Here is a 19,352-nt window from a genome sequence, read left to right on the forward strand (position 1 = left end):
CGGCGATTGGCTGGATCCTGGGCTAAGCTTTAAGTCCGAATCCTGACAACCACAAAGGAAGGCTTCAAATGAATCTACACTCGCAATCCCTCAAGGCCTTGCTGTTGGCTGCTGCCCTGGCATTGCCTTCGATGGCCTTCGCCGCTGAACCGGCGATGATGAAGGACGGCATGATGACCGACCACAAAGGGATGACTCTGTACACCTTCGACAAGGACACGGGCGGCAAGTCGATGTGCAACGGCGACTGCGCCAAATACTGGCCGCCAATGATGGCGCCGGCGGGTGCCAAGGCCGAAGGTAAATGGACAGTCATCAAGCGTGACGATGGCAAGATGCAATGGGCCTATGACGGCAAGCCGCTGTACTACTACGAGGACGACAAAAAACCTGGAGACATGACGGGTGACAAGAAGAAAGACGTCTGGCACGTTGTTCGCGAGCATATGTAATACCGCAAAAAGATCGCAGCCTTAGGGTACAGCTACCCAGGGCTGCGATCTTTTTATCGGTCAACGCAGCGCGTAATCCAGCACAATCCCGATGAAAATCGCCAATCCCGCCCAGTGATTGTGCAAAAACGCCTTGAAGCAACGCATCCGGTCTTTGCCGCGGGTGTACCAGAATTCCCAGGCAAAGCAGCCCGCCGCCACCAGTAATCCGAGGTGGAACCAGCCACCAAGGTCGAACTTCGACCCCGCCAGCAGCAGGCAGCCCAGTGCCAGCCCTTGCAGGGTCAGGATGATCACCCGGTCTGCGTCGCCGAACAGGATTGCCGTGGATTTCACGCCGATCTTCAGGTCGTCATCGCGGTCGGTCATCGCGTAATACGTGTCGTAACCCACGGTCCACATCAGGTTGGCGATCCACAGCAACCACGCGACAGCCGGCAATTCACCGGTTTCCGCAGTGAACGCCATCGGCATCCCCCACGAAAATGCGGCGCCCAGCACCACTTGCGGGTAATAGGTGTAGCGCTTCATGAACGGGTAACTGAATGCCAGCGCCAGACCGCCAAACGACAGCCATATGGTCGCGGCATTGGTGCACAGCACCAGCAGGAAACTCACGCCCATCAGCAATGCGAAGAACACCAGCGCCTCTTTGGAGCTGATCTTGCCGCTCACCAGCGGTCGCTGCTCGGTACGCTTCACATGACCATCGACCTTGCGGTCCGCCCAGTCGTTGATCACGCAGCCGCCGGCGCGGGTCAGCACCACGCCGAGGACGAAAATCACAATGTTGGCCAGGGACGGCGAACCCTTGCCGGCAATCCACAGCGCCCACAGCGTTGGCCAGAGCAGCAGGTAAATGCCGATCGGCTTGTCCATGCGGGTCAGCTGAATGAAATCCCAGGCCCGAGGGTTCAAGCGGTTCAAGGACTTGAGCAGGCTCTGGTACATCAACGGTTCTCCGATTGGGCGCAGGCGGCGTCCCACAGGGAAGGCAGGAAAATTTCGGCCACCAGCACGCTCAGCGCACCGCGATCAAAGCGCGAACGGCGGCCCCACAGCCCAGGCGATTGCACTTCGGCGGGCAGCCACGCTTGAGGATAATGGCAAACCTCGATGGCCCGGCGCTGGAAGGCCTGATCGCAAAACAGCAATTCGCCCAGCGAGCGGCTGCCCAGTTCGTCCATGTGCAAGCCGTCGCCTTGCAAGGCACTGCGTGACGCCACGCTGCGCGCAAATACCCACGCCTGGCCATGACCGCGCAAATACACCTCGCGCACCCAGCCCTCACTGCCATCGGCCAGGTCCAGTGCGGCGCATTCGTCGGCACGCAGGGGCTGCCAGCCTTCGAACATCGGCGAGACGCTGAAGGCGTCATTCGACAGATGAATCAGACGTCTGGTCAGCGAGCCTTCATCGAATAGCCAGTCGAGGGTGGTGGCATCGGGGAGGGGCGTCAGTTCGCTGCGCGAGAGCCAGAGAGGAGCTGGAGAGGGGGATTCTGTGTGATGCACAATGAGTCATTATTGGCAGCAAATGAGGCGGCGAGCTTAACATGTCAGCCGCCGATATCGATTGAAATGGCCTGCCGTTGCGCCGAACAGGCTTGCATCCGACGGCCCCGATCAGTACAAAACGCGCTGAGTTGGACGGCAGTGCTGCAACCATCGACCGTCCGGCCGGCAAAACGCCTGAACCCTGAGGAAGTACCTGATGAAAAAGTGGCAATGTATTGTCTGCGGCCTGATCTACAACGAAGCCGACGGTTGGCCGGATGACGGCATTGCGCCGGGCACCCGTTGGGAAGACGTCCCGGCAGACTGGCTGTGCCCGGACTGCGGTGTGGGCAAAATGGATTTTGAAATGATCGAAATCGCTGCCTGAATAATTGAGGAGTAAGGAATGAACGCACCTGTCGTCATCATTGGCACCGGCCTGGCGGGCTATAACGTGGCCCGCGAGTTTCGCAAACTCGATAGCGAAACCCCGCTGCTGTTGATTACCGCCGATGACGGGCGCTCCTACTCCAAGCCGATGCTCTCCACTGGCTTTGGCAAAAACAAGGATGCCGACGGCCTGAGCATGGCCGAACCCGGCGCCATGGCCGAACAGCTCAAGGCCGAAATACGCACCCACACGCGCATCAGCGGCATCGACCCGGGCCACAAGCGCCTGTGGATCGGTGAAGAAGCGGTGATCTACCGCGACCTGATCCTGGCCTGGGGCGCCGAAACCGTGCGGGTGCCCATTGAAGGCGATGCGGCGGACTGCGTATTCCCGATCAACGACCTGGAAGACTACGCACGCTTCCGTGCGGCGGCGACCGGCAAGCGCCGCGTGCTGCTGCTCGGCGCCGGCCTGATCGGCTGCGAGTTTGCCAACGACCTGACCCTGGGCGGCTACGAAGTGCAGCTGGTTGCGCCGTGCGAACAAGTCATGCCGACCCTGCTGCACCCGGCGGCCGCCGCTGCGGTGCAGGCAGGCCTCGAAAGCCTCGGCGCGCGCTTCCATCTCGGCCCGGTACTCAACCGCCTGCAACGCGTGGCTGACGGCCTGGAAGCGCACCTGTCCGATGGCCAGGTGATCCCGTGCGACGTGGTGGTCTCAGCCATTGGCCTGCGCCCGCGCGTCGACCTGGCGGCAGCGGCCGGTTTGCAGGTCAGCCGCGGCATCATGGTCGATCGGCACCTGAAGACCTCCCACGCCAACATCTACGCCCTGGGCGACTGCGCCGAGGTTGACGGGCTGAACCTGCTGTACGTGATGCCCCTGATGAGCTGTGCGAGGGCGCTGGCGCAAACCCTGGCCGGCAACCCGACCGCCGTCACCTATGGCCCGATGCCGATTACCGTCAAAACCCCGGTCTGCCCGCTGGTGGTGTCCCCGCCGCCACGGGGCGCTGAGGGCATCTGGACAGTCGAAGGGCAGGGCGCCGACATCAAGGTTTTATGTCGCGATGCCGCCGGCAAGCTGCTCGGTTACGCCCTCACCGGTGCCGCCGTGATGGAAAAACTGGCCCTGAACAAAGAGCTTCCGGCCCTGTTGGCATAAATACCGGTCGTTCTGTCGGAATCACCCCCCTTTTGCCCTAACAATGGCCGCGCCGATACTGGCGCGGGGCCTCACTGCGTGCCATCCTCACTCCCGTCTGCCGCAGAGTAGAGCATCTGCGGCGCTTTTGGCGCTGCTCCATAGAGGGCAGCACGGACATAACAACAACAAACCGTCAAAGGGGCTTCACTCACATGCGTAAACCAGACCTCGCCGCAGCCATTGCTGAAAAGGCAGACCTCACCAAAGAGCAAGCCAACCGCGTTCTCAACGCCGTTCTTGAAGAAATCACCGGTGCCCTGCACCGCAAAGACAGCGTGACGCTGGTGGGCTTCGGCACCTTCCTGCAACGCCATCGCGGTGCCCGCACCGGCAAAAACCCGCAAACCGGTGAACCCGTCAAAATCAAGGCCAGCAACACCGTTGCGTTCAAGCCAGGCAAATCGTTGAAAGACAGCGTTAATCCGTAATCCGTCTTCACCTCCCGCGTCGCGGGGGAGTGGAATAAAAAATGGGCACGCCAACCAGGGTTGGGTGCCCATTTTTTGTGGGGGGGTTAACAGAGCTCGTTGAAATCCGTCCCCCTGAAATCTGGCTTAAAGGTCTGAAAAACTATAGGGCTGAAGCTCGGTGATCTGAGACAGCAGGATCAGATGCTCCACGGCCTTCACTTTCTCCAGATGATCGAGGGTGTCCGGGCCGCCGAACATCAGCGCTGGAACAAAGCCGTACATTTCGTCGTGGCGTAGGGTGCCGAGCTTTTTCTTTGCGGGTTTGAACAGGTAGCCGTAGTCGTTAGAGTCGACATTCCGGGAAAGCAGAAAACCTTGTAGTTCTCTGTCCATCTCTTCACTCGTAATTTCGAAATTACTAAAAACACATCGAGAAAGCACGCTAGTTATTTTAAGAGAGGCTCCCGTTTTTTCGCCCCATAGATACAAGTCGCCAAAGGCACTTCGGGCAATCAGGTGGTAGACGTCCCGCTCTTCAAATTTTGTCCCTCCAATCCAGGATGCCACTACCCCCTCGTACTCTTGTGGATTAACGATCCAAAAAATCCCATCACCGTAACTGCACCAGCCGTGTTCGGCCCAGTATTCCAATAACTGATTGGGCAGCTTGCCTCTATAACGATCGATACTTGATGCTGGGACTTCCTGCCGATCAACGGCCCCGCCAAACTTCTCTAAAAAACGGGCAAATATTTTGTCCACGCGAAACCTTCTTCTCTGTAAGCATCAGATCACTGATCGGTGATTTCATTGAAATCTGCTTCCTGCCATCTGCCTTAAAGGTCTGAAAAACTATAGGGCTGAAGCTCGGTGATCTGAGACAGCAGGATCAGATGCTCCACCGCCTTCACCTTCTCTAGATGATCGAGAGTATCCGGGCCGCCGAACATCAGCGCTGGAACAAAGCCGTACATCTCGTCGTGACGCAGGGTTCCGAGCTTTTTCTTTGCGGGTTTGAACAGGTCGCCGTAGTCGTTGGAGTCCACTTCGATCGACAACAGGAAGGCCTGAAGCCCCTTACCCATTTGCTCTCCTGTGTATATAGACGTGTGTGTGGCGTAACGAGAAAGGTGGCTTGTTATATCGAGGGAGGCTCCCGTTTTTTCACCCCAGAGGTACAAATCGCCAAAGGCGCTGCGAGCAATCAGGTGGTAGGTATCAATGGCTTCAAACTTCGTCCCCTCAAGCCAGGACGCTACGACCCCTTCGTATTCCTGAGGATTCACTATCCAAAAAATCCCATCACCGTAACCGCACCAGCCGTGCTCGGCCCAGTACTCCAGCAATTGATTGGGTAGCTTGCCCCTGTAGCGTTCGATACTTGAAACCGGGACTTCTTGACGATCAATGGGTCCGCCAAGCGTCTCCAAAAAAACGGAAAATGTCTCATCCATTCTTTTTCCCCTTAACATTTATGAAGATTGACATTGAGATATGTTTGTCCACGTAAAGGCGTTGGTACTGCTTCCGCAGCATTTTTTAAACTTGCAACTTTTGGTCTCCACTGAGGGCCAATACTGGAGTTGACTTGTCGATCACCGAAGTCCGCAATGATATCTTTGCCGCCGGCACTCAAATCAGGATTATGCAGGCCCGCAAGGTTTGACATTGTTTCCTTGGCTTTTTTTATACTCTCTGCTTTCGCCGCTTTGGCACCCATCGTTTGCAAAAATTCTTCGTTGAACCGTCTTTGCAGGTTGGTTTGTAAAGTGTTGCGAGCCTGCTTGGCAGCCGCCCGACTACGCTTCACCGGATTAGCAATATTCTCCAGATACTCATCAACCGTCAGCCGATTCAGTCCGTCCTCTTGCCCCTTCAACTGCCGCTCGAACTCTCCGATTTTAGACGCTGGCATCTTGTCCGCTTTGAAGCATTCGACTTTATGAAGCGGCATGGCGTTCGGTTTGTCACGGGGCGAGTCTTTGTCTTTTCCGGGTGGGCGATGTGCTGGCGGCGCAGGCTCCTGCGGGCTGAGTGCACCTCTGCGCGGCCCTGCGGTTTGCAGGTCCGGTCGTTTTTTCAGTGCCTCTTCATGCTTGAGCATCCATTCGCCCAGCCGTGCCCCTTTGGGGCTTGCTCGCATTTCCTGGGCAAGGACGTTTGCATTGCCTCGACCGCGAGTGATGTAAGCAACGATGGCGCCCAGCAGCAGGACGACAACTTCCACATGACCCAGTGCGATGTGATGGACAGCCCTGTCTTCGGCAAAAGGCTCGTCCTGGCTGAACGGGTTCAACCCCCTCTCGCCGCGTAGGCCGTTCCACGCGATGGCGATGCCTTGCAGGTAATATTCGCCAATGCGCGGCAAACCCTCGGCGAAAAACTCAGTGATGGACGACAGGCCGAGCATCCCCAGTATCCAGGTGCTGACTTGCATCCCCATCGCGGCGCCAGCGGCACCCATGGGAATGGCACCGGCGCCTCCTAAGAATACGCCTGCGCCCGCTCCGATTACCCCTCCGGTCATCGCACTGCCCGCGACGATCATTGCCATTTGAGCGATGACTTCGATCAGTTCTTTGAGGATGCTGGAGATGTCGAGGTCAGAGAAGCGTTGCCTCAATAAGCGATCTGCTTCCCATTCGGCGCGGTTGAACGCAGACCTGACACTGTTGATTCGACGGATATTGAGAGAGACGGAGGGGGCACGCTCGTTGAACTGCGTGCGATAGGTGGCTCCTCCCTGGTAGCCCATTTCATGGGTTATACGGTTTTCGATTTCTTGCCACGTGGGCACCATGTGCCATACAAACATTCGAATGTGTCTCCCTGACAGTTCGCCCGTTGGTGGGCCGATAATCCCGGCGGCCCTTGCTGAAATATGCTGACAATGTGTTGGAGGTATTGATATGGGAAGGCTCTGTTGCCCAAGCCAGAGACATCCTCGATTTCATATTGTTACATCGGTGATTAGCAAAAACGCGCGTTAATCTTGTAACTGAATCTGTGTCTTGATGCATGACCTCGGGAAGAGTGGGAGCTGGCGCCGGGACGTTAACAATCGTGACTTGGTGGTCATCATGCGAGAAATCATATTGATCGTCTTCTAACGTAACTCGATGGTGGCGTTCTGTTTGTAAGTCGCTACACTGCCCCGGCCGTTCATTTTTCTCTTGAGGCTGTGCGCATGAAATTTCGTTTTCTGCTGTGGATGCTGGGTTTGTTGATGGGTAAGGCCAGCCGGACCAATCCGGCGTTTCAACAGCAGTTGGGTGACAAGGACCTGGTGTTTCAGTTGCAGACCCTGGACGGGAAAGTGGCGCGGTATTTCCGCGTGAAGGACCAGCGCATCACCAGCCAATCGGGTGTGCATGCCGAGCCTGCGTTTGCGATTGCCTTTAAAGACGCCGCGTACGGCTTTGCCACGATGCAGGCGAAGAACAAGCAGCTAGCGTTCATGACGGGGATTCAGGACAAGTCGATTCAGATCAAGGGCAACCCGGCGCTGGTGATCTGGTTCCAGGGGCTGACCAAGTATTTGAAGCCGAAGAAGGCCAAGCCCAAGGCTTGAGGTCTTTCAGGTTGACCGAGTGATATTCATCGCGAGCAGGCTCGCTCCCACAGGGATCACCTGAATCCTGTGGGAGCGAGCCTGCTCGCGATTGCTTTTCAGCCTTGAGTGAATTGCGACGCCAGTTCACGCAGCAGCACTTCCGCTTCAAGTACCTTACTGACCACGTCATTAGCCTTTTCGCGGCTCAGGCCAAGGCGTTCGAGCAGGGCATCGGGGATGTCTTCGTCGGGGCCGGAGCCGATGCCTCGGCTGCGCAGCAGACGCACCGACAGGCACACCAGATTCGGGTATTCGGCGTAGGCGCCGTCGTAGGCCGGGTCGTGCTGGAAGCGCAGGGCGGTGGCCAGTTCTTCAGGCATGTCCCAGTAACGCATCAGCCACGAGCCGATCTGTTCCCGGCTGATGCCCAGCAGGTGTTGTTCCACGAAGCTGTGGCACAGGTGCGGGTTGACCTCCAGGTGGCGGCAGATCAGTGAGAAGTGCGGCGGGAACACGTGGGCCAGCAGCAGGTAACCGAAGTTGTGAAGCAGGCCGGCCAGGTAGGTCAGGCCGGCTTCCGGACGCTGGGCGCGTGGCATGGCGCGGGTCAGGCCTTCGATGACGGCGGCGGTGTAGATCGATTGCTGCCAGTACGGGGTGGAGTGTTGTGGGTGGTCCTTGGGCAGGCTCAGGGTTTTGCCCAGGGCCAGGCCCAGCGCAAGGTTGATCACCAGGTCAAAGCCCAGCACCCGCACGATGGCGTCTTCCACGGAGCGGATCTTGCCCGGCGAGGCGTAGTAGGGCGATGCCGCCCAGCTCACGACTTGTGCGGCCAGCGCCGGGTCGGTTTCGACCACGCCGGTGATGTCGTCGATGGTGGCGTTGGGGTCGACGCGCAGCTTGATGATTTTTTGCGCGGTTTCGGCCAGCGGCGGAATCTCGATGGTCGCTTCCAGACGCTGCTGGATGCGTCGCGCGGTGAACGCCTGGACGGCCTGGGTAATTTCCTCGCGGTCGTCATCGGGGCGGTCGAGGTTGGGACGGATGCTGGTCAGATTTTCGCCGAAGTTGGCGGCGCTGGCCTTGGTCAGCATGGTCGTCTTGAAGTCTTCGCTGGAAATTTCCAGCAGCACGCCCGGCTCACCGGAGTTGATCAGCAACTTCGGCTCGCGCAGCAGGCTTTCGTCGTACAGGCACGGCGAACTGGTCAGCGCCGGCAGGCCCGGCAGCAAGCTGAGGTTGTGCTTGCCGAGCATTTTTTTCAGGCGTTCGATGGGTACGGCGGCGAGGCGGCGACCAGTGAGTTCAGTGAGGCGATTGAGGTCCAGCAATTGGCTCTGCGGGAAGAGCACCATCAATACGCCAACGCTGTCATCCAGCAGAACGGCCTGCACTTTGCGCGCGGCATTGAGGCCGTGACGGTCCAGCACTTCTTCATAGGCAATGCCTAACTTGCCCAGCATCAGCCGAATAACCGACGGAGCGTGCGGGGTGTCGGGTGCGAAGGCAACTTCGGTCATGGTCTGTATCCGTGCTTAAACAATTGCAGGAGTATAACCAGCTTGCTTGGGACCACGCCTCAGAAACCGTGACGGTTGTCACACCTGGCCGTATTGTTGGCCATGACGCAGCCATCGGTCGAGCAGTGGGCTGACGTGGGTCGGCCAGCGTTCGAGCAATGCCTGGGCGGCATCCCGCACGGCGGGCAGCAGATCGGCATCGCGCATCAGGTCGGCGACCTTGAATTGCAGCAAGCCAGTCTGCCGGGTGCCGAGCATTTCGCCGGGGCCGCGCAGTTCCAGATCCCTTTCGGCGATGACGAAACCATCGTTGGTTTCGCGCATGATGCCCAGGCGCTGGCGGCCGATCTGCGACAGCGGCGGATGGTAGAGCAGCACGCAATGGCTGACGGCGCTGCCCCGGCCGACACGGCCGCGCAACTGGTGCAGTTGCGCCAGGCCCAGGCGCTCGGGGTTTTCGATGATCATCAGGCTGGCATTGGGCACGTCCACGCCGACTTCGATCACCGTGGTCGCGACCAGTAGTTGCAGGTTGCCGGCCTTGAATTCGGCCATCACCGCAGCTTTTTCCGCAGGCTTCATGCGGCCGTGGATCAACCCGACTTTCAACTCGCCGAGGGCGGCAGTGAGGTCCTCAAAAGTGGTTTCCGCTGCCTGGCAGGTCAGCTCTTCCGACTCTTCGATCAGCGTGCACACCCAATAGGCCTGGCGCCCTTCGGCGCAAGCGCTGCGCACCCGTTCGATGACTTCGACCCGCCGGGTGTCGGTGATCAGCACGGTGTTGACCGGGGTTCGGCCGGGGGGCAGTTCGTCGAGGATCGAGGTGTCGAGGTCGGCGTAGGCGCTCATGGCCAGCGTGCGCGGAATCGGCGTGGCGGTCATGATCAACTGGTGCGGGCACATGCGCCCGCCGACGCCTTTCTGCCGCAAGGCCAGACGCTGCTGTACGCCGAAACGGTGCTGTTCGTCGATGATCACCAGCGCCAGGTTCTTGAATTGCACTTCGTCCTGGAATAGCGCGTGGGTGCCGACCACCATCGGCGTGCCGCTGGCGATTTGCTCCAGTGCGGCTACGCGGTTCTTGCCCTTGAGCTTGCCGGCCAGCCAGGCGACTTCAATGCCCAGCGGTTCAAGCCAGCGCTTGAAGGTGATGAAGTGCTGTTCGGCAAGAATCTCGGTGGGCGCCATCAGTGCGACCTGATAACCGGCCTCCAGTGCTTGCAATGCGGCAAGGGCGGCGACCACGGTTTTACCGGCGCCGACGTCGCCCTGGATCAGCCGCAGCATCGGTTCGTGCTGGCTGAGGTCATAGGCGATTTCATTGCCGACCCGCTGCTGGGCACCGGTCGGACTGAATCCGAGGTTGGCCAGGTATTTGGCCGGCAATTGTGTGGCTTTGGGCATCGCGGGCGCACGCAGGGCGCGCATGCTTTCGCGCAGGCGTTGTTGCGACAGTTGATGGGTCAGCAGTTCTTCGAAAGCCAGACGGTGCTGCGCCCAGTGGTGACCGAGGGCCAGTTCATCGACGTCGGCATCGGCGGGCGGGTTGTGCAGGTAGCGGATAGCATCGGCCAGCGGCGCCAATTGGTAATCCCGGGCCAGTTCGTTCGGTAGCCAGTCGGGCAGGCTGCTGGGGCCGAGCAGGGTGAGGGTCTGCATGCACAACTGGCGCAAGCGCTGCTGGGTCAGGCCTTCGGTGAGCGGGTAGACCGGGGTCAGGGTTTCATCTACCGGCGGCGGTTCGTCGCCGGTGATGGCGCGGTATTCCGGGTGATAGATCTCCAGCCCCGAAGCACCAGGCCGCGCCTCGCCGTAGCAGCGAATCCGCGTGCCGCGTTTGAGGCCTTCTTTCTGCGCGTTGCTGAAATGGTAGAACCGCAGGCTCAAGCCCCCGGTGCCATCCTGCAACCGCACCACCAGGCTGCGCCGCCGGCCCATGACCACATCGGCACCGCTGACGGTGCCTTCGATGACCGCATCTTGCCCGGGCCGCAGTGCGCCGATCGGCACCACGCGAGTGCGGTCCTGATAACGCAGGGGCAGGTGAAACAGCACGTCCTGGAGGTTCTCCAGGCCGACCTTGGCCAGCTTCTCGGCCATGGCTTCACCGACACCCTTGAGTGCCGTCACCGACACTTGCGACAACTCGCTCATGACCGTTACTTAGCCCGCAGCGACTTGCGCCGCTGGCTTGGCCACCGAGCACAGGCGAATGGAGTCAGCGAGGATTTCAATCGCTTTCGGGCGCGGGAAGCTGGCGCGCCAGGCAATGGCCACGGTGCGGAACGGTACGGGTGCCGACAACGGACGCACTTCAATCACGCCGGGGGCGTAGTGATGGCTGTCGACCGCCGACAACGGCAGGATCGAAATCCCGAGGCCCGAGGCGACCATGTGGCGAATGGTTTCCAGGGAGCTGGATTCCACCGTGGTGTGCTTGGCGCCGTCGTTGCCTTTGGTCAGGGTCGGGCAGGCTTCCAGTACCTGATCGCGGAAGCAGTGACCTTCGCCGAGCAGCAGCAGGCTCTTGTCGTTGAGCAGGCTGGCGTCGATGGATTCTTTTTGCGTCCACGGGTGCTGCGCCGGCATCAATACGTAGAACGGCTCGTCGTAGAGTTGCAGGGTCAGCACGTCGGCTTCATTGAACGGCAGGGCGATGATGATCGCGTCGAGCTCGCCGTTGCGCAGTTTGTCGCGCAGCACGTGGGTGAAGTTTTCTTCGATGTACAACGGCATCTGCGGGGCGACCCGGTGCAGTTGTGGAATCAGGTGTGGAAACAGGTACGGGCCGACGGTGTAAATCGCGCCGACTTTCAGCGGGGCGGTCAGTTGGTTCTTGCCAGCCTGGGCCAATTCGCGGATGCCCTGGGCTTGTTCCAGCACTTTCTGCGCCTGGGCGACGATGCCTTCGCCGACCGGGGTCAGGCGCACGGCGCTTTTGCTGCGCTCGAAAATCAGCACACCGAGTTCGTCTTCAAGCTTTTTCACGCCCACCGACAGGGTCGGCTGGCTGACGTGGCAACGCTCGGCCGCGTGGCCGAAGTGCTGCTCTTGGGCGAGGGTGACGATGTAGCGTAATTCTGTGAGGGTCATAGCAAGCGTCCATGTAGTTGCGGGCCAAGCATACCGGCTGCAATCGATAGACGCACGTTATCAGACGTAGGAGCGAGCTTGCTCGCGAAAAACCTGAGATCGCCCCGGGGTGTCAGGCTTCAAGCGTTATCGTTCGCCTCATTCGCGAGCAAGCTCGCTCCTACAGTGGTTCAGCGGTTTTCAACGGCGGCGTTTTTCCAGTGAATACACAAACGGTGCAACGATTTCGATGGAGCCATTGGTCAGCATATCGGCCGGTGGTTTGGGCAGCGGTTGGGCGCGGCGGATCATTTCCAGGGTGGCCCGGTCCAGATCGGCAGTGCCCGAGGCGCCTACCAGCTCAAACGACAACACATTGCCTTCGGCATCCACGACGAAACGCAGACGGTTCATGCCTTCCTTGCCCCGCGCCTGGGCACTTGCGGGGTACTTCTTGTACTTCTGCAGGTGTGCCAACAGCGTGCCTTGCCAGCTGGCCTTGGCCGCCATTTGAGCCGGCGATGGGCCCGGCGCAGGCTGGGCGGATTTCTCCGTCGGTGTCTGGGTCTGCTGGGTTTCGGCCGGCTTTTCTTCGGCCGGTTTTTCCTTCGGCGGCTCGGGTTTCTTCTCTACCGGCTTGGGCGGCTGCGGCTTGGGCTTTGGCTTGACGGGCTTGGGCACGGCAATTTCAGCTTTCGGCGCTTCAGCGAGCTTGGGTATCGGCAGTTCTTCAACCGGAGCCGGTGGCTGCGGCGGAGTGACGACCTTCGGCGGAGCAGGCGGTGGCGGGGCTGGAATCGGAGCCAGTTCGACCAGCATTGCCTGGGGAGGCAATTCGATGGGCGGACGGGTGGACCAGTTCAGCGCCAGCGCGATGGCCAGCGCGTGAACGCCCAGCACCACGGCCAGGCTACCGCTGTAACGCGTCAGCTTATGGCGCGTCGTGATCATTTCTTGGCTGCCGTCTCGAGTCCGACCAGACCTACCTTCAGGTAACCGGCAGAACGCAGGTTGTCCATCACGCTCATCAGGTCGCCGTAATCCACGCCTTTGTCGGCCTGGAAGAAGATTGTCGTGTCTTTCTTGCCCTGGGTCCTGGCGTCGAGGGTGGCGCCGAGTGCTTCGGCCTTCACCTCGTCTTCACCGAGAAACAGGCGCTGGTCAGCCTTGACGCTGAGGAACACCGGTTTCTCTGGTCGCGGCGCCGGCTTGGCGGTGGAGGCGGGAAGGTCGACCTTGATGTCCACGGTGGCCAGCGGGGCTGCCACCATGAAGATGATCAACAGCACCAACATCACGTCGATGAACGGCGTAACGTTGATTTCGTGGTTTTCGGACAGATCGTCGTCTGCCCCTTCTTTCAAATGCAGGCCCATGGCCGATTACCCCACTTTCACCATGTGCGGTTGCGAGCTGCGCTCAGGCTGGTGGTCGAGGTCGCGGCTGACCAGCAGCAGGACCTGTGCCGACGCATCGGACACCTGAGCCTTGTAACCGGCGATGGAGCGGGCAAAGACGTTGTAGATCACGACTGCAGGGATCGCTGCAACCAGGCCCAGCGCGGTAGCCAGCAGGGCTTCGGCGATGCCGGGAGCGACGACGGCGAGGTTGGTGGTCTGGGTCTTGGCGATGCCGATGAAGCTGTTCATGATGCCCCACACGGTACCAAACAGGCCGACGAACGGCGCGGTGGAGCCGATGGTGGCCAGCACGCCGGTACCGCTGCTCATGTTGCGACCGCAGGCGGCGACCAGGCGCTCAAGACGGAAGCTGACGCGTTCCTTGATGCCTTCTTTCTCACGGCTGTTGACCGACAGGCGCATCTCTTCGAGAGCATCATGCACCAGCAGGTTGGCGAGAGTACCTTCCTTTGCCGCGGTGGCGCTGGCTTCCTTGAGGGAGGCGGACTTTTTCAGCTGGGCAATTTCACCGCGCAGACGACGCTTGGCGCCCATCAGCTCAAGACCCTTGGCGATCCAGATGGTCCAGGTGATGATCGAGGCGATGGCCAGGCCGATCATCACGATTTTCACAATGATGTCGGCATTCTTGTACATGCCCCACGGCGACAGGTCGTGGGCCATGCCCAGGGTGTTGTCGGCTTCGAGGACTTCAGGGACGTCTTCACCCAATGTTTCTACCGGTGCTGCCTGGGCCGGAGTAACGGCCGGTGCGACGTGATCTGCTGGAGCCGGCGCGGTGGCGGCTGGTGTGGCTGGCACCTGGGCATCGGCGAAAGCGGCGACTGGCGCGAGCATCAGGCTGAGGAACAGGGCGGCCACCGCGCTCCAGGCGCGAGGTCGTTTGGTTGGCGGAGCGGAGAATTGATTGCGTGTCATGCTGGCCGGACCTGAGAGAATAAACGGGTGATGTTCTTCCAGGCCTCGAAAGGCCGAGAACAAAAGTGGTCCGTATTATTGCAATTAATTCTTGTTAACAAAAGTAATAGCGTCTCTTTTTTTCCTGCATTGCTAGCCGCCTGTCTATTGCCGGCGCTAGTCTGTGGCTTTCCGATGGGAGTTATCTGATGTCTGCGCCTACTGTTTTGATCGCCGGCTGCGGTGATGTCGGCAGCCGCCTGGCGACGCAATTGCTGGCGGTGGGTTGGGAAGTCCATGGCCTGCGACGCGACGTTTCACGCCTGCCCAAGGGCGTCATCGGCGTAGCCGGTGATCTGTTCAACAAAGACTGCCCGGCTACCTGGCCAATCGGCGCCGTGGACTACCTGGTGTATTGCGCCGCGGCCAGCGATCACGACGAAGCCGGTTACCGCGCTGCGTATGTCCAGGGGCTGGAGCATGTGCTGGAGTGGCTGAACGACTACGGGCAGGTGCCTAATCGCCTGTTGTTCGTTTCCAGCAGCAGTGTTTACGGTCAGCAGAATGGCGAATGGGTCGACGAGTCTTCACCCGCCGTGGCGGCGGGCTATTCCGGACGTGTGATGCTCGAAGCCGAGCAACTCGCCCTCAAAAGCGGCATTCCGGCGAGCATCGTGCGTCTGACCGGCATTTATGGTCCGGGCCGTGAGTGGTTGCTGACTCAGGTTCGTCGGGGGTATCGCGTGGCAACCGATCCGCCGTTGTATGCCAATCGGATTCATGCCGATGACGCAGCCGGGTTGATGGCGTGCCTGCTTGAGGCGGATCGGCGTGGCGTGGCGCTGGATGATGTCTACATCGGTGTCGATGACGCACCGGCAGCGCTGGCCGATGTGGTGGGCTGGTTGCGTGAGTATCTGGGTGTGACTGAATGGGCCGATGACGACAGCGTGCGTCGCACTGGCAGCAAGCGGTGCAGTAATGCGCGGGCCAAGGCATTGGGCTGGACGCCGAAATACCCGAGTTTTCGCGAGGGGTATGCGGCGATCATTGAAGGGCGCTGCTGACTCACAGTCACCCAAAAGCAACTGTAGGAGCGAGCCTGCTCGCGATGAGGTCGTAACATTCAACATCATAGTTGACTGTCATTGCGCCATCGCGAGCAGGCTCGCTCCTACAGGGGTAATGCGTTGCTTACTGCTTCTCGAGCAACCACTTGCGCTCACCCGGGGTGAACGAGGGCATCTCGTCCGCCTGTGCCGTGTTCACGGTCTGGAAAATCTCCAGCTCCTTGCCCTTGCGCGCAAAGATCCAGGCGTTGCCCTGGCCATTGAGCTGCAGCCACATGTTGTCATTGCCGCCACTCATGGAGGCGCAATCACCGGCCAGGCACAACGCATAGCGATCGCTGCCTGGCAGGCCGGTCACCTGGCCGTCGGGCTGGAATTGAACTGTGTTGCCTTCGCCCGGGCCGTTTACGATTGTCCAGCCGCCGCCCATGTAGGCGGAATACAGCGCACGTTCGAAGCTGGCGCCCATCGGTGCGCCATCCGGTACCTGGATCTGTACGCGGTCGAAGACTTGCTCAGGCTCATTGTCGCTGGCGGACTGGCTCAGTTGCTTGCCGTCACGCTTCAGCTCGCTGGCCGAGCTGCCATAAAAGTCGACTCTCCAGGCACCGGACTGTTCACCCAGCAGCTTGCCGTCGACATTTTCAAAACCGTTGGTGTAGCGGGCCTGACCGGCTTTGGTGTTGATGTCCCATTCCAGGTTCGGGCCATAGGCCTGGAGCGCTTCACGCAAGGGGACGCCTTTGGCGGCAGCATCGATCGCTACCTGGTTGATCCAGGTGCCGCTGATGTCGCGGTCGGCAGGGTTGCTGGCACATCCGCCCAGAAACAGGGCGAGCAGCGAGAGAGCAAGCGCGTTGCGCATGGGTGGAATCCTTTCAGGCATTCTTTACAGCAGAGCAGTCGGCGCAGCTCGAGGCTGCGCCGTACGCATTACTCGATGACCAGGATGGCATCCATTTCAACCTGCGAACCCTTTGGCAGGGCTGCTACGCCGATGGCGGCGCGGGCAGGGTAAGGCTGGTCGAAGTACTTGCCCATGATCTCGTTGACCTTGGCGAAGTGGCTCAGGTCGGTGAGGAAGATGTTCAGCTTGACGATGTCCTTGAACGAACCGCCGGCGGCTTCAGCCACGGCCTTGAGGTTCTCGAACACCTGGACGGTCTGGGCTTCGAAGCCTTCGACCAGTTCCATGGTTTTTGGGTCCAGGGGAATCTGACCCGACATGTAAACGGTGTTGCCAGCCTTGATCGCCTGGGAGTAAGTACCGATGGCGGCCGGGGCCTTGTCGCTGGTGATAACAGTCTTGGTCATGTAGGACTCCTTGTAATTAGGGGCTTAGGCGCGCATGCGGGTGATGCGAATCACCCCGGTCAAGGCGCGCAGTTTCTTGATCACGCGGGCCAGGTGCACGCGGTCGTGCACGCTGACCACCAACTGGACCACGCTGATGCGACCGTCGCGTTCGTCCATGCTGATTTTCTCGATGTTGCCGTCGGCGGCGTTGACGCTGCTGGCCAGCAGGGCGATCAGGCCGCGCTGGTGTTCCAGCTCGACGCGCAGCTCGACGTTGAATTCGCCGGTGACATCCTTGGCCCACGAGAGCTGGATGCATTTTTCCGGGTTGTGCCTGATTTCGCTGATATTGCGGCAGTTGTCCAGGTGCACGACCATGCCTTTGCCGGCGGACAGGTGGCCGACAATCGGGTCGCCCGGGATCGGCGTGCAACACTTGGCGTAGCTGAGCACCAGACCTTCGGTGCCGCGAATCGCCAGCGGGCCTTCCGCGCTTGGCAGCTGTTCGCCTTCGCCCAGCAGTCGACGGGCCACTACATAGGCCATGCGATTGCCCAGGCCGATGTCTTCGAGCAAATCCTCGATCAGTTCGAGACGGTACTCGACGAGCATGGCTTTGACGCGTTCGGCCGGAATTTTCTCCAGCGAGCTGTCAAAGCCGTTGAGGACCTTGTTCAGCAAGCGCTCGCCGAGGCTGATGGATTCGGAGCGGCGTTGCAGTTTCAGCGCATGGCGAATGTGCGTGCGCGCCTTGCCGGTGACCACGAAGTTGAGCCAGGCCGGGTTCGGCCGCGCGCCGGGGGCGCTGACGATCTCGACCGTGGAGCCGCTTTGCAGCGGTTCGGACAGCGGCGCGAGACGACGATTGATCCGGCAGGCGATGCAGCTGTTGCCCACGTCGGTGTGTACCGCATAAGCGAAGTCGACCGCCGTGGAACCCTTGGGCAGCTCCATGATCCGGCCTTTGGGCGTGAACACGTAGACCTCGTCCGGGAACAGGTCGATCTTCACGCTTTCGATGAATTCCAGCGAGTTGCCAGCACGTTGCTGCATTTCCAGCACGCCCTTGACCCACTGGCGGGCGCGGGCATGGGTGCCTTTGGGCTGCTCATCGCCGCTGGATTTGTACAGCCAATGGGCGGCGATGCCGTTGTTGGCCATCTCTTCCATTTCACGGGTGCGGATCTGGATCTCGATCGGAACACCGTGCATGCCGAACAGCGTGGTGTGCAGCGACTGATAGCCGTTGGCCTTGGGGATCGCGATGTAATCCTTGAAGCGCCCCGGCAGTGGTTTATACAAGTTATGTACAGCACCCAGCACGCGGTAGCAGGTATCGACCTTGTCGACGATGATCCGGAACGCGTAGACGTCCATGATCTCGTTGAAGGCCCGACGCTTGCCGCGCATTTTCTTGTAGATGCCGTAGAGGTGTTTCTGGCGGCCGCTGACCTCGCCCTGGATGCCATCGATGGCCAGGCAGTGGCTTAAGGATTCTTCGATCTTGTTGACGATTTCCTTGCGATTGCCCCGGGCGCGCTTGACGGCCTGGTAGATCCGCGCGGAACGCATCGGGTGCATGGCCTTGAAGCCGAGGTCTTCGAATTCTATGCGGATGGCGTGCATGCCCAGCCGGTTGGCGATGGGTGCATAGATTTCCAGGGTTTCCTTGGCGATGCGCCGGCGTTTTTCACCGGACAGCACTTCCAGCGTGCGCATGTTGTGCAGGCGGTCGGCCAGCTTGACCAGGATCACGCGAATATCGCGCGCCATGGCCATGGCCATTTTCTGGAAGTTTTCGGCCTGGGCTTCAGCTTTGGTCTCGAAATTCATCTGGGTCAGTTTGCTGACCCCGTCGACCAGTTCGGCCACGGTTTCGCCGAACTGCGCTTGCAGCGCTTCCTTGGCGATACCGGTGTCTTCGATCACGTCATGCAGCATGGCGGCCATCAGGCTCTGATGGTCCATGTGCATGTCGGCAAGAATATTGGCCACGGCAAGAGGATGCGTGACGTACGCCTCACCGCTACGGCGGCGTTGGCCGTCGTGGGCTTGTTCGGCGTAGAAATACGCTCGGCGGACCAGGTTGACCTGGTCTTTGCCGAGGTAGGTCGATAAGCGATCGGCGAGGGCGTCTATGCTCGGCATGATGTCTCCTGCCGTAAGCTTTTATCCCGCGCCGTGCTACGTCGACCAGGCATAGGCTTAGACGGCCTCGTTGGACTCGTCCTCGAATGCAGCAAAAAGCGGTTCATCTTCAACGATTTCGGCTTCGGCGATAGCTGCGTAGTCGATCAGGCCTTCAGCGATTTCGCGCAGGGCGACGACGGTAGGCTTGTCGTTTTCCCATGCTACTTTCGGCTCTTTGCCGCCGGTGGCCAGTTGACGGGCACGCTTGGTAGAGAGCATGACCAGCTCAAAGCGGTTATCCACGTGTTCTAGGCAGTCTTCAACGGTTACGCGGGCCATGGTCTTCCTCGTAGCAAATGCAATATGCGCGCTGCCCGGATGGGCGAGCGGACTCGACAGTTTAAAAAATCACCAGCGTTTAGGGAAGCGCTGATTTTT

21 protein-coding genes are annotated in these 19,352 nt (G+C 60.0%); 6 read left to right on the forward strand and 15 right to left on the reverse strand.

From position 1 onward, the window contains the following. Positions 1-68 precede the first annotated feature (68 nt). Positions 69-452 carry a hypothetical protein gene (locus ACM6J5_RS27035; RefSeq protein ID WP_095943415.1) on the forward strand — a complete coding sequence of 128 codons (384 nt, stop codon included), beginning with the start codon at positions 69-71 and terminating at the stop codon, positions 450-452. Positions 453-512: 60 nt separating this feature from the next. Here ACM6J5_RS27035 and ubiA read toward each other — a convergent pair whose 3' ends face one another. Beyond that, positions 513-1,403: a 4-hydroxybenzoate octaprenyltransferase gene (ubiA, locus tag ACM6J5_RS27040; protein WP_095943414.1), complete on the reverse strand. Its 891-nt coding sequence runs from the start codon at positions 1,401-1,403 to the stop codon at positions 513-515. Continuing rightward, on the reverse strand, positions 1,403-1,966 hold the full coding sequence (locus ACM6J5_RS27045; RefSeq protein WP_095943413.1) for a chorismate--pyruvate lyase family protein: 564 nt from the start codon (positions 1,964-1,966) through the stop codon (positions 1,403-1,405). The genes ubiA and ACM6J5_RS27045 overlap by 1 nt, the downstream gene beginning before the upstream one ends. Positions 1,967-2,165: 199 nt before the next feature. Between ACM6J5_RS27045 and ACM6J5_RS27050 the strand changes: the two genes are divergently transcribed. The 3 genes from ACM6J5_RS27050 to ACM6J5_RS27060 all read left to right on the forward strand — a co-directional run bounded on the left by ACM6J5_RS27050 (position 2,166) and on the right by ACM6J5_RS27060 (position 3,973). After that, the gene (locus ACM6J5_RS27050; protein ID WP_007995385.1) at positions 2,166-2,336 is read left to right on the forward strand and encodes a rubredoxin; all 171 of its coding nucleotides are present in this window, start codon (positions 2,166-2,168) and stop codon (positions 2,334-2,336) included. Between the two features lie 18 nt (positions 2,337-2,354). Next, entirely contained in the window at positions 2,355-3,503 is a 1,149-nt protein-coding gene (locus ACM6J5_RS27055; RefSeq protein ID WP_095943412.1) for an NAD(P)/FAD-dependent oxidoreductase, read from the forward strand. 194 nt (positions 3,504-3,697) lie between these two features. Then, positions 3,698-3,973: an HU family DNA-binding protein gene (locus tag ACM6J5_RS27060; RefSeq protein WP_003195589.1), complete on the forward strand. Its 276-nt coding sequence runs from the start codon at positions 3,698-3,700 to the stop codon at positions 3,971-3,973. A gap of 126 nt (positions 3,974-4,099) precedes the next feature. Here ACM6J5_RS27060 and ACM6J5_RS27065 read toward each other — a convergent pair whose 3' ends face one another. The 3 genes from ACM6J5_RS27065 to ACM6J5_RS27075 form a co-directional block, all read right to left on the reverse strand. Beyond that, entirely contained in the window at positions 4,100-4,717 is a 618-nt protein-coding gene (locus tag ACM6J5_RS27065; protein WP_414929671.1) for a GAD-like domain-containing protein, read from the reverse strand. A 74-nt stretch (positions 4,718-4,791) separates the two neighbouring features. Then, on the reverse strand, positions 4,792-5,409 hold the full coding sequence (locus ACM6J5_RS27070; protein ID WP_414929672.1) for a GAD-like domain-containing protein: 618 nt from the start codon (positions 5,407-5,409) through the stop codon (positions 4,792-4,794). Positions 5,410-5,420: 11 nt separating this feature from the next. Further along, positions 5,421-6,770, reverse strand: coding sequence for a DUF6861 domain-containing protein (locus ACM6J5_RS27075; protein WP_414929673.1), 1,350 nt, complete (start codon positions 6,768-6,770; stop codon positions 5,421-5,423). A 372-nt stretch (positions 6,771-7,142) separates the two neighbouring features. On the opposite strand from ACM6J5_RS27075, the gene ACM6J5_RS27080 reads away from it, so the two are divergent. Next, a complete protein-coding gene (locus ACM6J5_RS27080; protein ID WP_414929674.1) occupies positions 7,143-7,526 on the forward strand; it encodes a helicase in 384 nt (127 codons plus the stop codon). A 98-nt stretch (positions 7,527-7,624) separates the two neighbouring features. On the opposite strand, the gene ACM6J5_RS27085 is transcribed toward ACM6J5_RS27080, so the two are convergent. From ACM6J5_RS27085 to exbB, 6 genes are all read right to left on the reverse strand, one after another. Next, the gene (locus ACM6J5_RS27085; protein WP_414929675.1) at positions 7,625-9,028 is read right to left on the reverse strand and encodes an aminoacyl-tRNA deacylase and HDOD domain-containing protein; all 1,404 of its coding nucleotides are present in this window, start codon (positions 9,026-9,028) and stop codon (positions 7,625-7,627) included. 78 nt (positions 9,029-9,106) lie between these two features. Next, entirely contained in the window at positions 9,107-11,182 is a 2,076-nt protein-coding gene (gene recG, locus ACM6J5_RS27090) for an ATP-dependent DNA helicase RecG (RefSeq protein WP_095943408.1), read from the reverse strand. 9 nt (positions 11,183-11,191) lie between these two features. Then, complete coding sequence (locus tag ACM6J5_RS27095) at positions 11,192-12,121, reverse strand: hydrogen peroxide-inducible genes activator (RefSeq protein WP_008047093.1); 930 nt, start codon at positions 12,119-12,121, stop codon at positions 11,192-11,194. Between the two features lie 180 nt (positions 12,122-12,301). Next, positions 12,302-13,051, reverse strand: coding sequence for an energy transducer TonB (locus ACM6J5_RS27100; RefSeq protein ID WP_095943407.1), 750 nt, complete (start codon positions 13,049-13,051; stop codon positions 12,302-12,304). Then, entirely contained in the window at positions 13,048-13,476 is a 429-nt protein-coding gene (exbD, locus tag ACM6J5_RS27105; RefSeq protein WP_007975187.1) for a TonB system transport protein ExbD, read from the reverse strand. Before exbD ends, ACM6J5_RS27100 begins: the two co-directional genes overlap by 4 nt. A gap of 6 nt (positions 13,477-13,482) precedes the next feature. Next, the gene (gene exbB, locus ACM6J5_RS27110; protein WP_095943406.1) at positions 13,483-14,439 is read right to left on the reverse strand and encodes a tonB-system energizer ExbB; all 957 of its coding nucleotides are present in this window, start codon (positions 14,437-14,439) and stop codon (positions 13,483-13,485) included. 188 nt (positions 14,440-14,627) lie between these two features. On the opposite strand from exbB, the gene ACM6J5_RS27115 reads away from it, so the two are divergent. Next, entirely contained in the window at positions 14,628-15,485 is an 858-nt protein-coding gene (locus ACM6J5_RS27115; RefSeq protein WP_095943405.1) for an SDR family oxidoreductase, read from the forward strand. 127 nt (positions 15,486-15,612) lie between these two features. On the opposite strand, the gene ACM6J5_RS27120 is transcribed toward ACM6J5_RS27115, so the two are convergent. The 4 genes from ACM6J5_RS27120 to rpoZ form a co-directional block, all read right to left on the reverse strand. Then, on the reverse strand, positions 15,613-16,353 hold the full coding sequence (locus tag ACM6J5_RS27120) for a hypothetical protein (RefSeq protein ID WP_095943404.1): 741 nt from the start codon (positions 16,351-16,353) through the stop codon (positions 15,613-15,615). Positions 16,354-16,421: 68 nt separating this feature from the next. Further along, on the reverse strand, positions 16,422-16,802 hold the full coding sequence (locus ACM6J5_RS27125) for a RidA family protein (RefSeq protein ID WP_003229509.1): 381 nt from the start codon (positions 16,800-16,802) through the stop codon (positions 16,422-16,424). Between the two features lie 24 nt (positions 16,803-16,826). Then, positions 16,827-18,932 carry a bifunctional GTP diphosphokinase/guanosine-3',5'-bis pyrophosphate 3'-pyrophosphohydrolase gene (spoT, locus tag ACM6J5_RS27130; protein ID WP_095943403.1) on the reverse strand — a complete coding sequence of 702 codons (2,106 nt, stop codon included), beginning with the start codon at positions 18,930-18,932 and terminating at the stop codon, positions 16,827-16,829. Positions 18,933-18,989: 57 nt separating this feature from the next. Continuing rightward, a complete protein-coding gene (rpoZ, locus tag ACM6J5_RS27135; protein ID WP_007921129.1) occupies positions 18,990-19,253 on the reverse strand; it encodes a DNA-directed RNA polymerase subunit omega in 264 nt (87 codons plus the stop codon). Between the last annotated feature and the right edge of the window lie 99 nt (positions 19,254-19,352).

Source organism: Pseudomonas sp. IT-P74 (assembly GCF_949768175.1).
Lineage (GTDB): Bacteria > Pseudomonadota > Gammaproteobacteria > Pseudomonadales > Pseudomonadaceae > Aquipseudomonas.